Annotated in this window: 11 protein-coding genes, 1 other RNA gene and 2 pseudogenes; 11 read left to right on the top strand and 3 right to left on the bottom strand. The window is 69.1% G+C overall.

Features of this window, described 5'->3' with window-relative positions; translation table 11 throughout:
• Positions 1-30: 30 nt before the first annotated feature.
• The 3 genes from ftsX (at position 31) to EGT67_RS02345 (ending at position 2,384) form a co-directional block, all read left to right on the top strand.
• Positions 31-936 carry a permease-like cell division protein FtsX gene (gene ftsX, locus EGT67_RS02355; protein ID WP_127914412.1) on the top strand — a complete coding sequence of 302 codons (906 nt, stop codon included), beginning with the start codon at positions 31-33 and terminating at the stop codon, positions 934-936.
• Positions 937-1,044: 108 nt separating this feature from the next.
• The gene (smpB, locus tag EGT67_RS02350; RefSeq protein WP_127914411.1) at positions 1,045-1,518 is read left to right on the top strand and encodes an SsrA-binding protein SmpB; all 474 of its coding nucleotides are present in this window, start codon (positions 1,045-1,047) and stop codon (positions 1,516-1,518) included.
• A complete protein-coding gene (locus EGT67_RS02345) occupies positions 1,515-2,384 on the top strand; it encodes an EamA family transporter (protein WP_127914410.1) in 870 nt (289 codons plus the stop codon). Before smpB ends, EGT67_RS02345 begins: the two co-directional genes overlap by 4 nt.
• 28 nt (positions 2,385-2,412) lie before the next feature.
• Here the strand turns inward: EGT67_RS02345 and EGT67_RS02340 are convergent, their stop codons facing one another.
• Together EGT67_RS02340 and EGT67_RS02335 are read right to left on the bottom strand one after the other, a co-directional pair.
• On the bottom strand, positions 2,413-4,485 hold the full coding sequence (locus EGT67_RS02340; RefSeq protein WP_127914409.1) for an amidohydrolase family protein: 2,073 nt from the start codon (positions 4,483-4,485) through the stop codon (positions 2,413-2,415).
• Between the two features lie 146 nt (positions 4,486-4,631).
• Positions 4,632-5,837, bottom strand: a complete 1,206-nt coding sequence (locus EGT67_RS02335) for a lipase family protein (RefSeq protein WP_127914408.1) — start codon at positions 5,835-5,837, stop codon at positions 4,632-4,634.
• Between the two features lie 245 nt (positions 5,838-6,082).
• Here EGT67_RS02335 and ssrA point away from each other — a divergent pair.
• The 3 genes and pseudogenes from ssrA (at position 6,083) to EGT67_RS02320 (ending at position 8,653) form a co-directional block, all read left to right on the top strand.
• Positions 6,083-6,454: a transfer-messenger RNA gene (gene ssrA, locus EGT67_RS02330) on the top strand.
• Positions 6,455-7,106: 652 nt separating this feature from the next.
• A pseudogene (locus EGT67_RS02325) lies at positions 7,107-8,192 on the top strand (thioesterase domain-containing protein); the annotation flags it as partial.
• Positions 8,193-8,218: 26 nt separating this feature from the next.
• Positions 8,219-8,653: a GyrI-like domain-containing protein gene (locus EGT67_RS02320; RefSeq protein ID WP_164877461.1), complete on the top strand. Its 435-nt coding sequence runs from the start codon at positions 8,219-8,221 to the stop codon at positions 8,651-8,653.
• Here the strand turns inward: EGT67_RS02320 and EGT67_RS02315 are convergent.
• Positions 8,650-9,201 carry a GNAT family N-acetyltransferase gene (locus EGT67_RS02315; protein WP_127914405.1) on the bottom strand — a complete coding sequence of 184 codons (552 nt, stop codon included), beginning with the start codon at positions 9,199-9,201 and terminating at the stop codon, positions 8,650-8,652. The genes EGT67_RS02320 and EGT67_RS02315 overlap by 4 nt on opposite strands.
• 52 nt (positions 9,202-9,253) lie before the next feature.
• Between EGT67_RS02315 and EGT67_RS02310 the strand changes: the two genes are divergently transcribed.
• The 5 genes and pseudogenes from EGT67_RS02310 to EGT67_RS02290 form a co-directional block, all read left to right on the top strand.
• On the top strand, positions 9,254-9,856 hold the full coding sequence (locus EGT67_RS02310) for a helix-turn-helix domain-containing protein (protein WP_127914404.1): 603 nt from the start codon (positions 9,254-9,256) through the stop codon (positions 9,854-9,856).
• A gap of 23 nt (positions 9,857-9,879) precedes the next feature.
• A complete protein-coding gene (locus tag EGT67_RS02305) occupies positions 9,880-10,245 on the top strand; it encodes a fluoride efflux transporter FluC (protein ID WP_127914741.1) in 366 nt (121 codons plus the stop codon).
• Positions 10,242-10,586 (top strand): fluoride efflux transporter CrcB, encoded by a 345-nt coding sequence (gene crcB, locus EGT67_RS02300; protein ID WP_127914403.1) that lies wholly within the window; start codon positions 10,242-10,244, stop codon positions 10,584-10,586. The genes EGT67_RS02305 and crcB overlap by 4 nt, the downstream gene beginning before the upstream one ends.
• Before the next feature lie 80 nt (positions 10,587-10,666).
• Complete coding sequence (gene pgm / locus EGT67_RS02295; RefSeq protein WP_127914402.1) at positions 10,667-12,304, top strand: phosphoglucomutase (alpha-D-glucose-1,6-bisphosphate-dependent); 1,638 nt, start codon at positions 10,667-10,669, stop codon at positions 12,302-12,304.
• A 35-nt stretch (positions 12,305-12,339) separates the two neighbouring features.
• A pseudogene (locus EGT67_RS02290) lies at positions 12,340-13,527 on the top strand (MFS transporter); the annotation flags it as partial.
• Between the last annotated feature and the right edge of the window lie 23 nt (positions 13,528-13,550).

Genomic DNA, 13,550 nt, shown 5'->3' with positions numbered 1-13,550 from the left:
AACAGACGACACAAGGACTGCGATTCCCCGATGCGTGCCAGCTTCATCTTCAGCGAGGTCCTGACCGGCCTGCGCCGCAACATCACGATGACCATCGCGATGATCCTCACGACCGCGATCTCGCTGGGACTGTTCGGCGGCGGCCTGCTGGTCGTGCAGATGGCCGACAAGACGCAGCAGATCTTCCTGGACCGCGTCGAGGTGCAGTTGTTCCTCACCGAGGACATCTCGGCCTCCGACCCGGACTGCGTGCAGGACATCTGCCGCGGGCTCCGCAACGACCTCGAGAACACCGACGCGGTGGTCTCGGTGCAGTACCTCAACCGTGACGACGCCGTCGTGGACGCCACCGACCGGGTGTTCAAGGACCAGCCCGAGTTGGCGTCGCTGGTGAGCCCGGAGAGCTTCCCCGCGTCGTTCAAGATCAAGCTCAGCGATCCCGAGCGGTTCGGTGTCATCAACGCCGAGTTCGGCGAGCGGCCGGGCATCGACAGCATCCTCAACCAGCGCGAGCTGGTCGATCGCCTGTTCAGCGTGCTCGGCGGTATCCGCAACGCGGCGTTCGCGATCGCGATCGTGCAGGCGATCGCCGCGATCTTCCTGATCGCCAACATGGTTCAGGTGGCCGCGCTCACCCGCCGGACCGAGGTCGGCATCATGCGACTGGTCGGTGCGACCCGCTGGTACACGCAGCTGCCGTTCCTGCTCGAGGCCGTCGTCGCGTCGCTGATCGGAGCCGCGCTCGCCATCGTCGGCCTGTTCACCGCGAAGAACCTGTTCATCGACGACGTCCTCGCCGACATCTACGACGCGAACATCGTGGCCCGGATCTCCAACAGCGACGTGCTGCTGGTCGCGCCGTTCATCGCGATCGTCGGCGCCGGCATGGCCGCGATCACCGCGTACATCGCGCTGCGCCTGTACGTGCGGGACTGACGGCGACGCGGCGGGATAATCGGGTTGCCGTGGCCCCTATGCTGGTAGTCGGACCAACCAAGGTCACAGCAGAATTGACGGCGGATCGAAGACAGTGAGGGCCCGTACGTGAAAGAGAAGGGCCGCAAGGTCATCGCGACCAATCGCAAGGCGCGACACAACTACACCATCATCGACACCTACGAGGCCGGCGTCGCACTGCTCGGCACCGAGGTGAAGAGTCTGCGCGAGGGCAAGGCGTCGCTGGTCGACGCGTTCGCGACCGTCGACGACGGCGAGGTGTGGCTGCGCGGACTGCACATCCCCGAGTACGCGCGGGGCACGTGGACCAACCACGCGCCGCGGCGCACCCGCAAGCTGCTGCTGCACAAGCGCGAGATCGAGCACCTCGTCGGCAAGACCCGTGAGGGCAACCAGACGCTGGTGCCGCTGTCGATGTACTTCTCCGACGGCAAGGTCAAGGTCGAACTCGCCCTGGCGAAGGGCAAGCAGGACTACGACAAGCGCCAGGATCTGGCCCGCCGCACCGCCGAGCGTGAGGTCACGCGCGAACTCGGACGCCGCGTGAAGGGCATGCGCTGACAGCTGTCCTCCTCGCGCTCGTGGCCGCGGTCGGCTACGGCGTCAGCGACTTCGTCGGTGGGGTGGCCTCCCGGCGGGTCGCTGCCCTGCGGGTGGTGATCGTCTCCTACCCGCTCTCGCTCCTGCTGGTGCTCGCGCTCGCCCCGTTCGTCGGCGGCGAGGTCACCGGCGAGGCGCTGCTGTGGGGCGCCGCGTCCGGTGTCGGGTCGGGCCTCGCGGTGTGGTGGTTCTACCTGGCGCTCGCGTCCGGCCCGATGGCCGTCGTGTCACCGCTCACCGCGGTGCTGGTGGCGGGCCTGCCCGCGATCGTGGGCATCGTCCTCGGCGAGCGGCCCGGTGCCGTCGCCTATCTCGGGATCGTGGTCGCCCTCGTCGCGGTCGTGCTGGTGTCTCGGGAATCGCCCGACGAGGTGGCCGGAGAGGTGGCCGGCGGCCGCGAGTTGCGGTTCACCCGCACGGTGGCGTGGCTCACCGTCGGCTCGGGTGTCGCGTTCGCATTCGCGTTCGTCGGCCTGCACCAGATCCCGGACGGCACCGGGCTGTGGCCGCTCGCCGCCGCCCGGGCCGCGGCTACCGTCGTCGTGTGGGCTGTCGCGCTCGCATCGCGACAGTGCCGCCCACCGCACGGCGAGGTGCTGCGCCTGACGGCCTACATCGCGGTGCTCGACGTGGTCGCGAACGCGGCGATGATGTACGCCTTCCAGGGCGGGCTACTGTCGCTGGTGAGCGTCATCGGCTCGCTCTATCCGGCCGCGACGGTGCTGCTGGCGATGGTGATGCTCGGTGAACGCGTCAGCCGGATCCAGCAAGCGGGCATGCTGCTGGCGCTGGCATCGGTCGCGATGATCGCGGTGGCCGCCACGTAAAGGGGAAGGTGCGACGGCCACCGCAGCCCTACTTGGCGACCCGCTCCCACATCTGCAGGTACGCCTCCGCGCCGCGGGACATGTCGTCCATGAACTGTTTCCCGTCGTCACCGGCGGACTTGCGAAGGCTCTCGATCCAGTCCGGGGTCATCCCGTACTGGGCTAGACCGTCGGCGTTGAAATCGAACACCCTGGTGCCGGAGCGCTGCCGGTCGATCTCGGTGCCGCCGTCGAACGTCGTGAACGGATACTCGACGAGCGGCTGACCCTCCTTCGGCGGGGCGGGCTGGGAACCGAAACCGTTGGTGTCGGCACCGTATCCGTAGCCGAAGTAGAACTTCTCGTCCCGGTTCTCGCGGGCGTCGCGCCACTCGTCGAGAAGCGTCTCCGGCGGGCCCGCGTACGACGCGACGAAGCCGCCGAGCTTGTAGATGCGTTCATAGTTCGACGTATCGGTCCAGCTGTGGCTCGACACGACACCCGAGTAGTTCGCGTCCTCCAGGATCTTCAGCGCCGCATCGGCGGTCTTGACGCCCATGTGGTCGACGTCCAGGATCATCCCGCGCTGCATCACCCCGCGGACCGCGTGCTCACCGAGCGGGGTGAGGCCGCGGGCGTTGCACACGTCGCCCGGCGGGTAGACGGGGAGCGTGACACCGGGCGGCAGCGACTTCGTCAGCTCCGCGGTGTCGCCGTCGACGTTGCCGATCGGGTTGTCGGCGGCCACACCGGTGCACGGTTCGACCTTCCAGAACTCGCCGGTGCCGAGGAAGTTGCCGATGTTGACGGCGGTCCCGGTGAGGCCCTCGTCGAAGCGCACGCCGCCGAGGGCGTTGTCGAACTTGTGCGTCAGGATCACCTGCCGCACACCCATCGCGTACAGCTCGTCGAGGCCGGCGTCGATGTCCTGCTCGGTGCACTGCGGGACGCCGCCCTGCACGCCGCAGCCGAACGGCTCGGAGATCTCCACGCCGAGCGTCACCGCGAGCTTGCCCGACGCCGCCACCCGGCGCGCGTCCTCGGGGGAGCTGACGATGCGGAACCAGCCGCGACCCGGTCCGCCGTACTGGGCGTCGACGTAGTCCTGGATCTCGTGTGCCTGCCGTGCCTCGATGCGGATGGTCTCCGTCTCGTCGCACGGGTTGCTGCGCAGCGGATACAGCTCGCACAGCACGCGATTGGACACCAACAGGTTGGTGAAGATGCGCAGGCCGCCGCGCCACGCGCGCTCGACCCAGCGGTAGTACGTCTGCTCGTGCGTCATCGAGTCGTACGACGGGACGTCGGCGAAGCTCGGCCACATCGTGGTGTCGTGCGTCTCGAAGGGGTTGCCGTGCGAGAGGACGTTCTCGAGCAGTGCGGTCGTGCCGTTCGGCTGGTGGTCCGCGCAGTCCTGCAGTGCGACCGTGACACCCAGCGGCGAGTACGGTTCGCCGCAGCGGATGTCGCCGCCGATGAACTCGTTGGCGTTCATGTGGACGTGCGCGTCGATGAAGCCCCGGACCTCACCGGACGGGCTCGCACCGACGGGCGTGCCGGTGGCGTTCACCTCGACCTCCGGGAAGTCGGCGCAGCCGTCGGCGGCGGCCAGCCGGAACCGGCCGGCCTCGGGGTCGGTGCCCGGGTCGGTCACCGCGAGGCGCCCGTCGGACCGGTTCACGCTCAACTGCTTTCCCGTCACGGTGCCGGTCGCGGTGTAGACGCCGTCGGTGTACGTCAGCATCCAGTCGGTCGCGGGTGTCGCCTGCGGTGACGCGGTCACGCTGGCCGACTCGCCGGCGACCAGGGTGGAGTCGTTGCCGTAGAGCAGGAACCGGCCGAGCTGTGCCGCCTGCATCCGGAACCGGGTGGCCGACGCGGCGTCTGCGCCGGTGCGGAAGCCGTCGCCGTCGCGGACGACGAACCCCGGCGTGGCCTCGGAGGCGAGCGTGTAGCAGCCGCCGGCGAGGCCGTAGACGGGATCGGTGGGCGGTCCCGGATCCGTCGGGTCGGGTGAGAGGGGCGCCGACACCGCACTGGCGGTCGCGGCGACCGCGAGGGTCAGGGTGGCGCCGAGCAGCGCCATTGCCCGTCGTCGAACGGATCTGGATGCACGGGTCATCGGCGGCCGCCTCCTGAGGGAGCCCAAAGGTCACTGTCTGGCAGCAGGTTAGGGCAATTTGGACGAACGTCCAGGTATTTTGGCGCACTGTTCTCGAGGTATGGACATATACGATTTCCGCGCCGACGTAAGCGCTGGTCGCGGGGTCAGCAGTTGGTCGGTGCAGGCAACCCGGCGAACCGATCCTTCAGGTAGAGGAAGGCTTCGGGCAGGCCTATCGCGGCATTCGTCATGTGCTCGGCGATGGGGTAGCCGCGGAACATGAGGGTGGCCCCGGCCTTGCAGTACCGGTCGGCGGTCGCCGCGACCGACTGGTACGGCGTCAGCTGGTCGGTGGTGCCCTGCCACATGAAGACCGGCGCGGTCGGGATGCCGGGGAAGTCGACCAGGCTGTTCTCGCGCATCACGGCGCGGATGCCCTCGTCCTGCATCAGGCTGGTGGACTGGGCGACCTCGGTGACGCTGTGCAGCAGGCCCTTCGCGATGATCATGGTCCGGCACTCGTCCTTGAGTTCGTCACGCAGCGCCAGGCCGGCCGGGCTGAGCTGCGAGCTCACCGGAAGTCGATCCGGGTACTCGCGTTCGAGTCCCATCGCCGCCGCGAATCCGAGGCCGAAACCGGGATGCCGGTCGGCGAGGCCGAGGCCGAGGGCCATCTCCTCTATGTCGGCCGGGACGCCGCCCTGCGCGACGCCGACGAGTTTCACGTCCGGCGCGTAGGTGGGGTTCAGGGCCGCGGCCCACGCGGTGGCCATGCCGCCGCCCGAGTAGCCGGCCAATGCCACCGGGCTGCCCGACAGCCGCAGTTCCGGAAGTCGCTTCGCCGCACGGACGCCGTCGAGGGTGATCATCCCGCCGAGTTTCGCGGCGCCGTACGCGCTGTTGGGGCCGAGATGGTCGGGGATCGCGACCGCCCATCCCTGCGCGAGCGCGAGCGGCAGCCCGAAGACGTCCTTGATCTCGCCGGTGAACAGGGCTGCCGACGGGGCGCATCGCAGACCGAGCGAATTGACGATCGCCTGGTACGACAGCACCGGCATGTCCGCCGGCGCGCCCATCGGCTTGATGACCGTCGTCATCGCCGGGATCGGCTCGCCGGCCGAGTTGGTGGACCGGTACTTGATCTGCCACACCTCGTTCCCGGGCGCCAGCCACGTGTCGACGCGACGGACCGCGAGCACGTCGCCGGGCGCCTTGGACGCGATGTCCGGTGGTGCGGCGTAGAACGGGTCCGGCTGGGGTGTGGGGTACGCGGGGGTGGCTGTCGCCGCGGGCGCGGCCAGGATCCAGGCCGTCACGGTGACCAGAGCGAGCGATGCCATGATTGCGAACCGACGCGCCAACGACGTCATGCGTTTGTTCCCCCCGGGGGTGGATGTCGAGCGGTGGATGTCGAGTGACGAAGGTCACCGAAATCGTGGGTCTCGGGGCACGACCCTAACGGAACCGGTTGTCGTTCCGGCGGGAAACACGCAGATGGTCGGCAGCGTTGTGCCGGGTTCTCGGTTCTCGTCCGGGTCGGCGGCGGATAATTGGGATGATTCCCGCGCGCCCGCGGGTTACAGTTAGTAGCCCCACGAGAGACGTGGGGACGTACGGGGCTGAACGGTTTCGACTGCGTACGTTGAGTTAGGGGAAGCGTGTCGGTGCAGGCAAGAGACCACCGTAAGCGTCGCTGCAAACCAATAAGCGCCGATTCCAATCAGCGCGACTACGCCCTCGCTGCCTAAGTAGCGACTGCGTGTCTGTCAGCCCGGGTTCGCCCTCGACCCGGATCCTGGCATCAGCTAGAGGGCTCTACCGTTCCACTCGGTCGCGGAGTGGGGCGGGACAACCAACAGCGACTGGGATCGTCATCACGGCTTGTTCGCGAGACCGGGAGATCCAAGTAGAGGCATAGCGAACTGCACACGGAGAAGCCCTGGCAAAGCGACGGAGGACCCGGGTTCGATTCCCGGCAGCTCCACCAAGGGGCCTGATCGGAGAGTGTTTCCACACTCTCGGATCAGGCCCTTTTTGCTGTCCGGGTGTCGCAATCCGCGTGAACGGCTCTGCGTCGTCCCGTGACGTGCCATGATCATTCGCGTTCGAATCCGGTGGGGGGACACTGCCGGATCTGTCGGTTGTGCATGTGGTTGCGGCACGTCCCGACACGGGGGCGGGTCGTCACGGGGAGGGACGCTGCGATGACGGATGTGCAAGGTACGGCGAGCGAGCCACGAGCGGGGAGTCTCGACGAGTTCTCCGGCGGGCGGGTTGCGCTCTCGGACGGGCGCTACGCGTGGGAACTGCCGGTCTCGACGGTGTCGAGTTACGACGATGTGGTCACGGCGGTTGCCGCCCAGGTGTTTCCGAACGCGACCGTCTCCGCGGTGAGGGTGCATGCCGACCTCCCGACGACGGGTTCCCTCAATGTGGCCGTACAGCCGCACCTCGGTGGGGCCTCGGTTCAGATTCACTGCCGAGATCATCTGACGACGTCGCCCGTCGTCAATCCGGCCGGTTTCGCGCTGCTGTTCGAGGCTGTCGTGTCGGCCGGCGAGACCGTGCCGGACCCGAACCCGTTGGTGTCCGGTTCGGCGCAGTCGGTGCCGCGTGCCGAGCCCGCGGTCCAGTCCGCAGGCCCCGACGTGCCGCCGCGTGATGCGGCCGAGCGTCTGACGTTCGCGACGTGGGCGGTGGTGACCGGCAAGTCGGCGAAGAGCATCTTCGCGACGCTGCCGATCCTCGACGACGCGACCGCCGAGAGGATGGCGGTGCGGCTGACGGATCGGGCCGGCGGGGAGATCAGCGTCGACGACGTGCTGGACGCGGAGACGATCGAGCAGTTGGCGGAGACGGTGCGTCGGCATCTCGAGGACGGGCTGAAGATCGACGGTCTGGTGCGGACGTTGCGGCCGCGGGCCGAGGGGTCGGATGCGGTGCCGGTGTTCGTGTTCCATCCGGCGGGTGGGTCGACGGTGGCCTACGAGCCGCTGCTCAAGCGCCTGCCGGCGCACACCCCGATGTTCGGTCTCGAGCGGGTCGAGGGGCCCCTGAAGGAGCGCGCCGCGGCGTACGTGCCGCTGCTGCGGGGGATCCAGGGCGACGGCCCCTACGTGCTGGCCGGTTGGTCCTTCGGCGGCGCCCTCGCGTTCGCGGTGGCGAAGCAACTGCGGCGGGACGGCGCCGACGTCCGGATCGTCGGGCTGATCGACACCGTCATGCCCGGTGAGAAGGTGGAGGACACCCCGGACGAGATCCGGGCGCGGTGGCAGCGTTATGCGGCCTTCGCGAAGAAGACGTACAACCTCGACGCGCCCCTGCCGTACGACAGGCTGGCCGCGGCCGGGAGCGACGAGGAGCAGATCCGGATCCTGATGGACCTGCTCGAACTCAGCGGCGCCGAGATCCCGGGCGGGATCATCGAGCACCAGCGCACGTCGTGGCTCGACAACCGGGCCATACCCACCACCGACCTCGAAACCTACGACGGCGACGTGGTGCTGTACATGGCCGACACCTACCTCGACGACCAGATCGCGCTCGAGCCCGCGTTCGGGACCCGTCAGCCCGACGGCGGCTGGGGCGAGGCGGTGCAGAACCTGGAGATCGTCCGGATCGGATGTGATCACATCCAGATCATCGACGAACCCTATGTGGCCCGGGTGGGGGCACACTTGAGTGAGAAGCTGGCCGCCATCGACGGTGCGGTGCAACGGATCTGAACCCGTCGGGTCGAGGGGAGACTGTCGTGCGGATCGTGGAGCGGACGTCGGCGACGATCGTCGGGATCGAGGTGGTGGCGCCGTTCGCCGAACTCGCCGTCGTCGTTCCGCAGGCGTGGGCGCGCGTCTTCGCCCGTCGCAGCGATCTGCTGACCGGTCCCGACGATGTCTTCGTGGAGTTCGGCACGGACCTGGGCGACGGCGACTACCGCGAGGTCCTCGGTGTGGTCGTCGATGCGCTGCCCGCGTCGCTGCCGGAGGGGTGGAGCATCGCGAAGGCGCCGGCCGGTCGATACCTGCACCACCGGCACCTCGGGGACGAGTCCACGATCGCCGACACCTTCGGCGCGATGCACCGGTGGGCCGAGGTGAACGAACTGCGGCCCGGCGGGCACAGGCTCGACGTCGGGTATCGGCCCGGCCGTGCCGCGGCCCACGACCTGTATCTGGGTCTGGGCTAGCGGCGCGTTCCCGGCGCGACCCCCGCCCGGTCGGGACCGGTGAGCGCCCGCTGCATGATGACCGTGTCGATCGACGTCGCGTTCTTGAACCCGACGCCCTTCAGTCGTCCCGCCACCTCGAAGCGTCGACTCCGGTGCAGGTGGAACGAACTCGATTCGGGTGCACCGGTTTCGGACGTCAGCACCGCGATCACCTCACGGATCCCGATGCGGGCGCACTCGTCGAGCGTGCGGTCGAGCAGCGCGCCGCCGATCCGTCGTCCGGTGGCCCACGGAGCCAGGTAGATCGACTCCTCGACGCAGTACCGGTAGGCCGACCGGGTCTTCCAGGGCGCGCAGTACGCGTACCCGGCGACCCGCCCGTCCGCCTCGGCCACGAGGAACGGCAGCCCGCGCTCGGCGAGCGCCCAGTAGCGGTTGCCCCACGCCGCACCGTCGGGCGGTGTCTCGTCCAGCGTCACGGTGGTGGCACTGACGTAGTGCCCGTAGATCGACGCGATGTCGACCAGGTCGGCGGGCCAGGCGGGACGTACCGCGATTTCCGGCATGACTACCTCTCAGTTCTTCTATAGAGGTTGAATTGCAACTACTATAGAGCACATGAATCTGGAGGCTCTCGGCGCTCGCGTGCAGCAGGCGCGGCGCGCGGCGGATCTGACCCTGGCCGAGGCGGCCGCCCGCTCGGACGTGAGCGTGAGCATGATCTCGGCGATCGAGCGGGGGGCCAAGGCGCCCACCGTCGTCGTGCTCGACCGGATCGCGCGCGGTCTGGGCGTGGACCTGGCGGCACTGATCACCGGTGACGAGCGGGATCGCACCGTGCTCCGGCGATCGGCCGACCACGACGTCGCGGAGGAGGACGGCGGCTGGACCAGACGCGTCCTCACCCCGGTGGTTCCGGGCGTGAACTTCGAATGGATGGAGATCGTGCTTCCCGCCGGCTGCGATGCCGGTGAGTTCCCCGCGTATGCGCCCAACTCGCACGAGTTCGTCCACGTCGTCGATGGTGAACTGACCGTCGACGTGGGCGATCGATCGTGGACGCTCGACGCCGGTGACACGCTGTACTTCGAGGCGGACGCCCCGCACCGCTTCGCCAACGACGGACAATCGCCGTGCCGCTACTTCGTCGCTGCGATGATCATGCGGGCGAGGACACCTGGTTCGCGCGGGCGGACGCGATCTGCAGGCCCGGCCCGGTGACGGCGACGGACGGGAGCGAGATGATGGTGGAGGGGCGGGCGCTGGTCGTGGTGGCACTCGGCGGCGCGATCGGCGCGAGTGTTCGTTTCCTCCTCTCCCGGGAGTTCCCCGGAATCTGGACGGTCGCGGCGATCAACATCGTCGGATCCCTGCTCCTCGGGATACTCGCGGCGATGGTGGGCCCGGACCGGTTGTGGCGCCTGTTCCTCGGTGTCGGTGTCCTGGGCGGCTTCACGACCTTCTCGACGTTCGCCGTCGACGTCGTGCAGAACCCGGGGTCGGCGGTGCTCTACGTGTTCGCGACGCTGCTGCCCGCGCTGATCGCGGCGCGCATCGGGATGGGGATCGGCGAGTACCTGCACGCGCGCCGGCGGGGGGAGGCGGCGTGAGCGTGCTGTGGGTCGCGCTCGGCGGCGGCGTCGGCGCCGCGGTCCGCTACCTCGCGGGCCGTCATCTGCACTCGTACGGCAGCTTTCCCGTCCCGACGTTCGTGGTGAACGTGTTCGGTTGCCTGATCCTCGGACTGCTCGCCGGGGCGACGCTGCCGGCCGCGGTGTTCGCGTTGCTCGGCACCGGTTTCTGCGGCGGCCTGACGACCTACTCGACGTTCGCGAACGAGGCCGCCGGTCTCGCGCGGGTGCATCGAGCCGTCACGTCCGTGCTGTACGTCACGGTCAGCCTCGTCGTCGGTATCGGTTTCGCCTGGTTGGGGTTTCGGTTCACCGGCTGAGCCCGATGAACCGGCAGGTAGCCTCCGCCCCTGGCACGATGGAACGGAAGCTTTTTCAGCATGACGGAGGCGAGGGGTCGATGGTGCACGAACGTGCGGGACAGGTGGCGTTGCCGGGGGATCTGGAGGATCTGGCACACCTGGTGTCCGCGTACTACACGCGTACCCCGGACCCGTCCGATCCGTTGCAGCAGGTGGTATTCGGGACCTCCGGACACCGCGGCTCGAGTCTCGACTCGGCGTTCAACGAGGCCCACATCCTCGCGACCACGCAGGCCATCGTCGAATACCGGACCGCGCAGGGCATCACGGGCCCGCTCTTCCTCGGCCGCGACACGCACGCGCTGTCCGAGCCGGCCTGGGCGACCGCGCTCGAAGTGCTGGTCGCGAACGGCGTTGCGGTGGTGATCGATTCGCGTGACGGGTACACGCCCACCCCCGCGGTGAGTCATGCGATCCTGCGGCACAACGTCTCCGCCCCGACCGGGCGGGCCGACGGCATCGTCGTCACTCCGTCTCACAACCCGCCTCGTGACGGGGGCTTCAAGTACAACCCGCCGCACGGCGGCCCAGCAGACAGCGACGCCACCGCCGTCATCGCGGACCGGGCGAACGACCTGCTGCGCTCCGGTCTGTCCGGCATCGGGCGGGTGCCGCTCGTGCGCGCGCTCGAGGCGGCGGGACGCTACGACTTCCTCGCCGCCTACGTAGACGACCTGCCCAGCGTGCTCGACCTCGACGCGATCCGCGCGTCCGGGCTGCGCATCGGGGCCGACCCGCTCGGCGGCGCGTCCGTCGACTACTGGGCGGCGATCGCCGAACGGCACCACCTCGACCTCACCGTCGTCAACCCGCTGGTCGACGCCACGTGGCGGTTCATGACTCTCGACGGCGACGGCAAGATCCGCATGGACTGCTCGTCACCGCACGCGATGGCGTCGCTCATCGCCGCCCGCGACCGGTTCGACCTCGCCACCGGCAACGACGCCGACGCCGACCGGCACGGCATCGTCACCCCCGACGGCGGCCTGATGAACCCGAACCACTACCTGGCCGTCGCGATCGACTACCTATACACCTATCGCGCCGGGTGGACTCCGACGACGAAGGTCGGCAAGACCCTCGTCAGCTCGTCGATGATCGACCGCGTCGCCGGCGGGCTGGGACGCCCGGTCGTGGAGGTGCCGGTCGGGTTCAAGTGGTTCGTGCCGGGTCTGCTCGACGGCTCGCTCGGATTCGGCGGCGAGGAGAGCGCCGGGGCGTCGTTCCTGCGGCACGACGGCAGCGTGTGGACCACCGACAAGGACGGCATCCTGCTGGCGCTGCTGGCCGCGGAGATCACCGCGGTCACCGGGCAGAGCCCGTCCCAGCGGTACCGCGAGCTCACCCGCCAGCACGGCGATCCGGCGTACGCCCGGATCGACGCCCCGGCGACGCGGGAGCAGAAGGCCGTCCTGTCGAAGCTCTCGCCCGAGCAGGTCACCGCCACCGAGCTGGCCGGCGAACCGGTCACCGCGACGCTGACGACGGCGCCCGGAAACGGCGCCGCGATCGGCGGGCTCAAGGTGGTCACGGAGAACGCGTGGTTCGCGGCACGGCCGTCCGGCACCGAGGACGTCTACAAGATCTACGCCGAATCCTTCCGTGGCCCCGAGCATCTCGCCGAGGTGCAGGCCGCCGCGCAGGACGTCGTTTCCCGGGCACTGGGACTTGCCTGATTCGCTCTCGCGCGTCGCCGATACATTCGTCGGCGATGAGAAACTCGACTGATTCCGCGACGAGCACCGACACGAAGCTTCCCAAGGAGATCTGGGTGCTGGTCGTGTCGGCGTTCATCGTCGCCGTCGGGTTCGGCATCGTCGCGCCCGCGCTGCCGCAGTTCGCGCGCAGCTTCGACGTCGGCGTCACCGCCGCCAGCGCGGTGATCAGCGCCTTCGCGCTGATGCGGCTGCTGTTCGCACCGATGAGCGGTTCGCTGGTGCAGAAGATCGGCGAGCGCCCCACCTACCTGTCCGGGCTGATCATCACGGCCTGCTCGACGGGCGCGTGCGCGTTCGCGAGCGACTACTGGCAACTGCTGGTGTTCCGGGCGCTCGGTGGCATCGGTTCGACGATGTTCACCGTCTCCGCGCTGGGACTGTTGATCCGCATGTCGCCGCCGGGCGGGCGCGGCCGCGTGTCGGGGGTGTACTCGGCGGCGTTCCTCATCGGCACCATCACCGGTCCGCTGTTCGGCGGTGCACTGTCCAAGTTCGGGCTGCGGGTTCCGTTCGTCATCTACGCGGTGGCGCTGCTGGTCGCCGCGTCGGTCGTGTACTTCGCGCTCCGGAAGTCGCACCTCGCCGAGCCGGAGGGCGAGAGCGGACTGCGGACGATGACGCTGCGCGAGGGCCTGCGGTCGTCGATGTTCCGGGCGTCGCTCGGCTCGAACCTCGTGACCGGCTGGGTGATCTTCGGTGTCCGGATCTCGCTGGTGCCGCTGTTCGTCGTCGAGGTCCTCGACGGCGACGAGGCGACGGCGGCGATCGCGCTGACCGTGTTCGCGCTCGGCAACGCCGCGGTCCTGATGCGGTCCGGCCGCCTGTCCGACCGCATCGGCCGCAAGCCGTTCGTGCTGATCGGACTGGCGATCTGCGGGGCGGCCACGATCGCGATGGGGCAGACCGACAACATCGTCCTCTTCTATCTCGCCACGGCCGTGTGCGGCGTCGGTTCGGGCATCATGGGCCCGGCGCAGCAGGCGGCGGTGGCCGACGTCATCGGCTCCCAGCGGCGCGGCGGCCCGCTCCTGGCGGTGTTCCAGATGATGAACGACGTCGGTGCCTTCGCCGGCCCGCTCGTCGCGGGGTGGTTCGCGGAGCGCTGGTCGTTCGGTGCCGCGTGGACGGTCACCGGTGCCGTCATGCTGCTGCCGATCCTGCTGTGGATCTTCGCGCCCAAGGGCCGACTCGGGGACGAGCCGGA

Source organism: Prescottella agglutinans, assembly GCF_004011865.1.
Classification (GTDB): domain Bacteria; phylum Actinomycetota; class Actinomycetes; order Mycobacteriales; family Mycobacteriaceae; genus Prescottella; species Prescottella agglutinans.
Note: the sequence above shows the minus strand (reverse complement) of the source record. Positions and strands in the feature narration are given on the sequence as shown.

Excerpts from the sequence above, each read along its gene's own strand:
- ftsX (WP_127914412.1), top strand. The coding sequence starts at position 31 with ATGCGTGCCAGCTTCATCTTCAGCGAGGTCCTGACCGGCCTGCGCCGC.
- EGT67_RS02340 (WP_127914409.1), bottom strand. The coding sequence starts at position 4,485 with ATGACCCGTGCATCCAGATCCGTTCGACGACGGGCAATGGCGCTGCTC.
- EGT67_RS02335 (WP_127914408.1), bottom strand. The coding sequence starts at position 5,837 with ATGACGTCGTTGGCGCGTCGGTTCGCAATCATGGCATCGCTCGCTCTG.
- EGT67_RS02315 (WP_127914405.1), bottom strand. The coding sequence starts at position 9,201 with ATGCCGGAAATCGCGGTACGTCCCGCCTGGCCCGCCGACCTGGTCGAC.
- EGT67_RS02310 (WP_127914404.1), top strand. The coding sequence starts at position 9,254 with ATGAATCTGGAGGCTCTCGGCGCTCGCGTGCAGCAGGCGCGGCGCGCG.
- EGT67_RS02305 (WP_127914741.1), top strand. The coding sequence starts at position 9,880 with ATGGTGGAGGGGCGGGCGCTGGTCGTGGTGGCACTCGGCGGCGCGATC.
- pgm (WP_127914402.1), top strand. The coding sequence starts at position 10,667 with ATGGTGCACGAACGTGCGGGACAGGTGGCGTTGCCGGGGGATCTGGAG.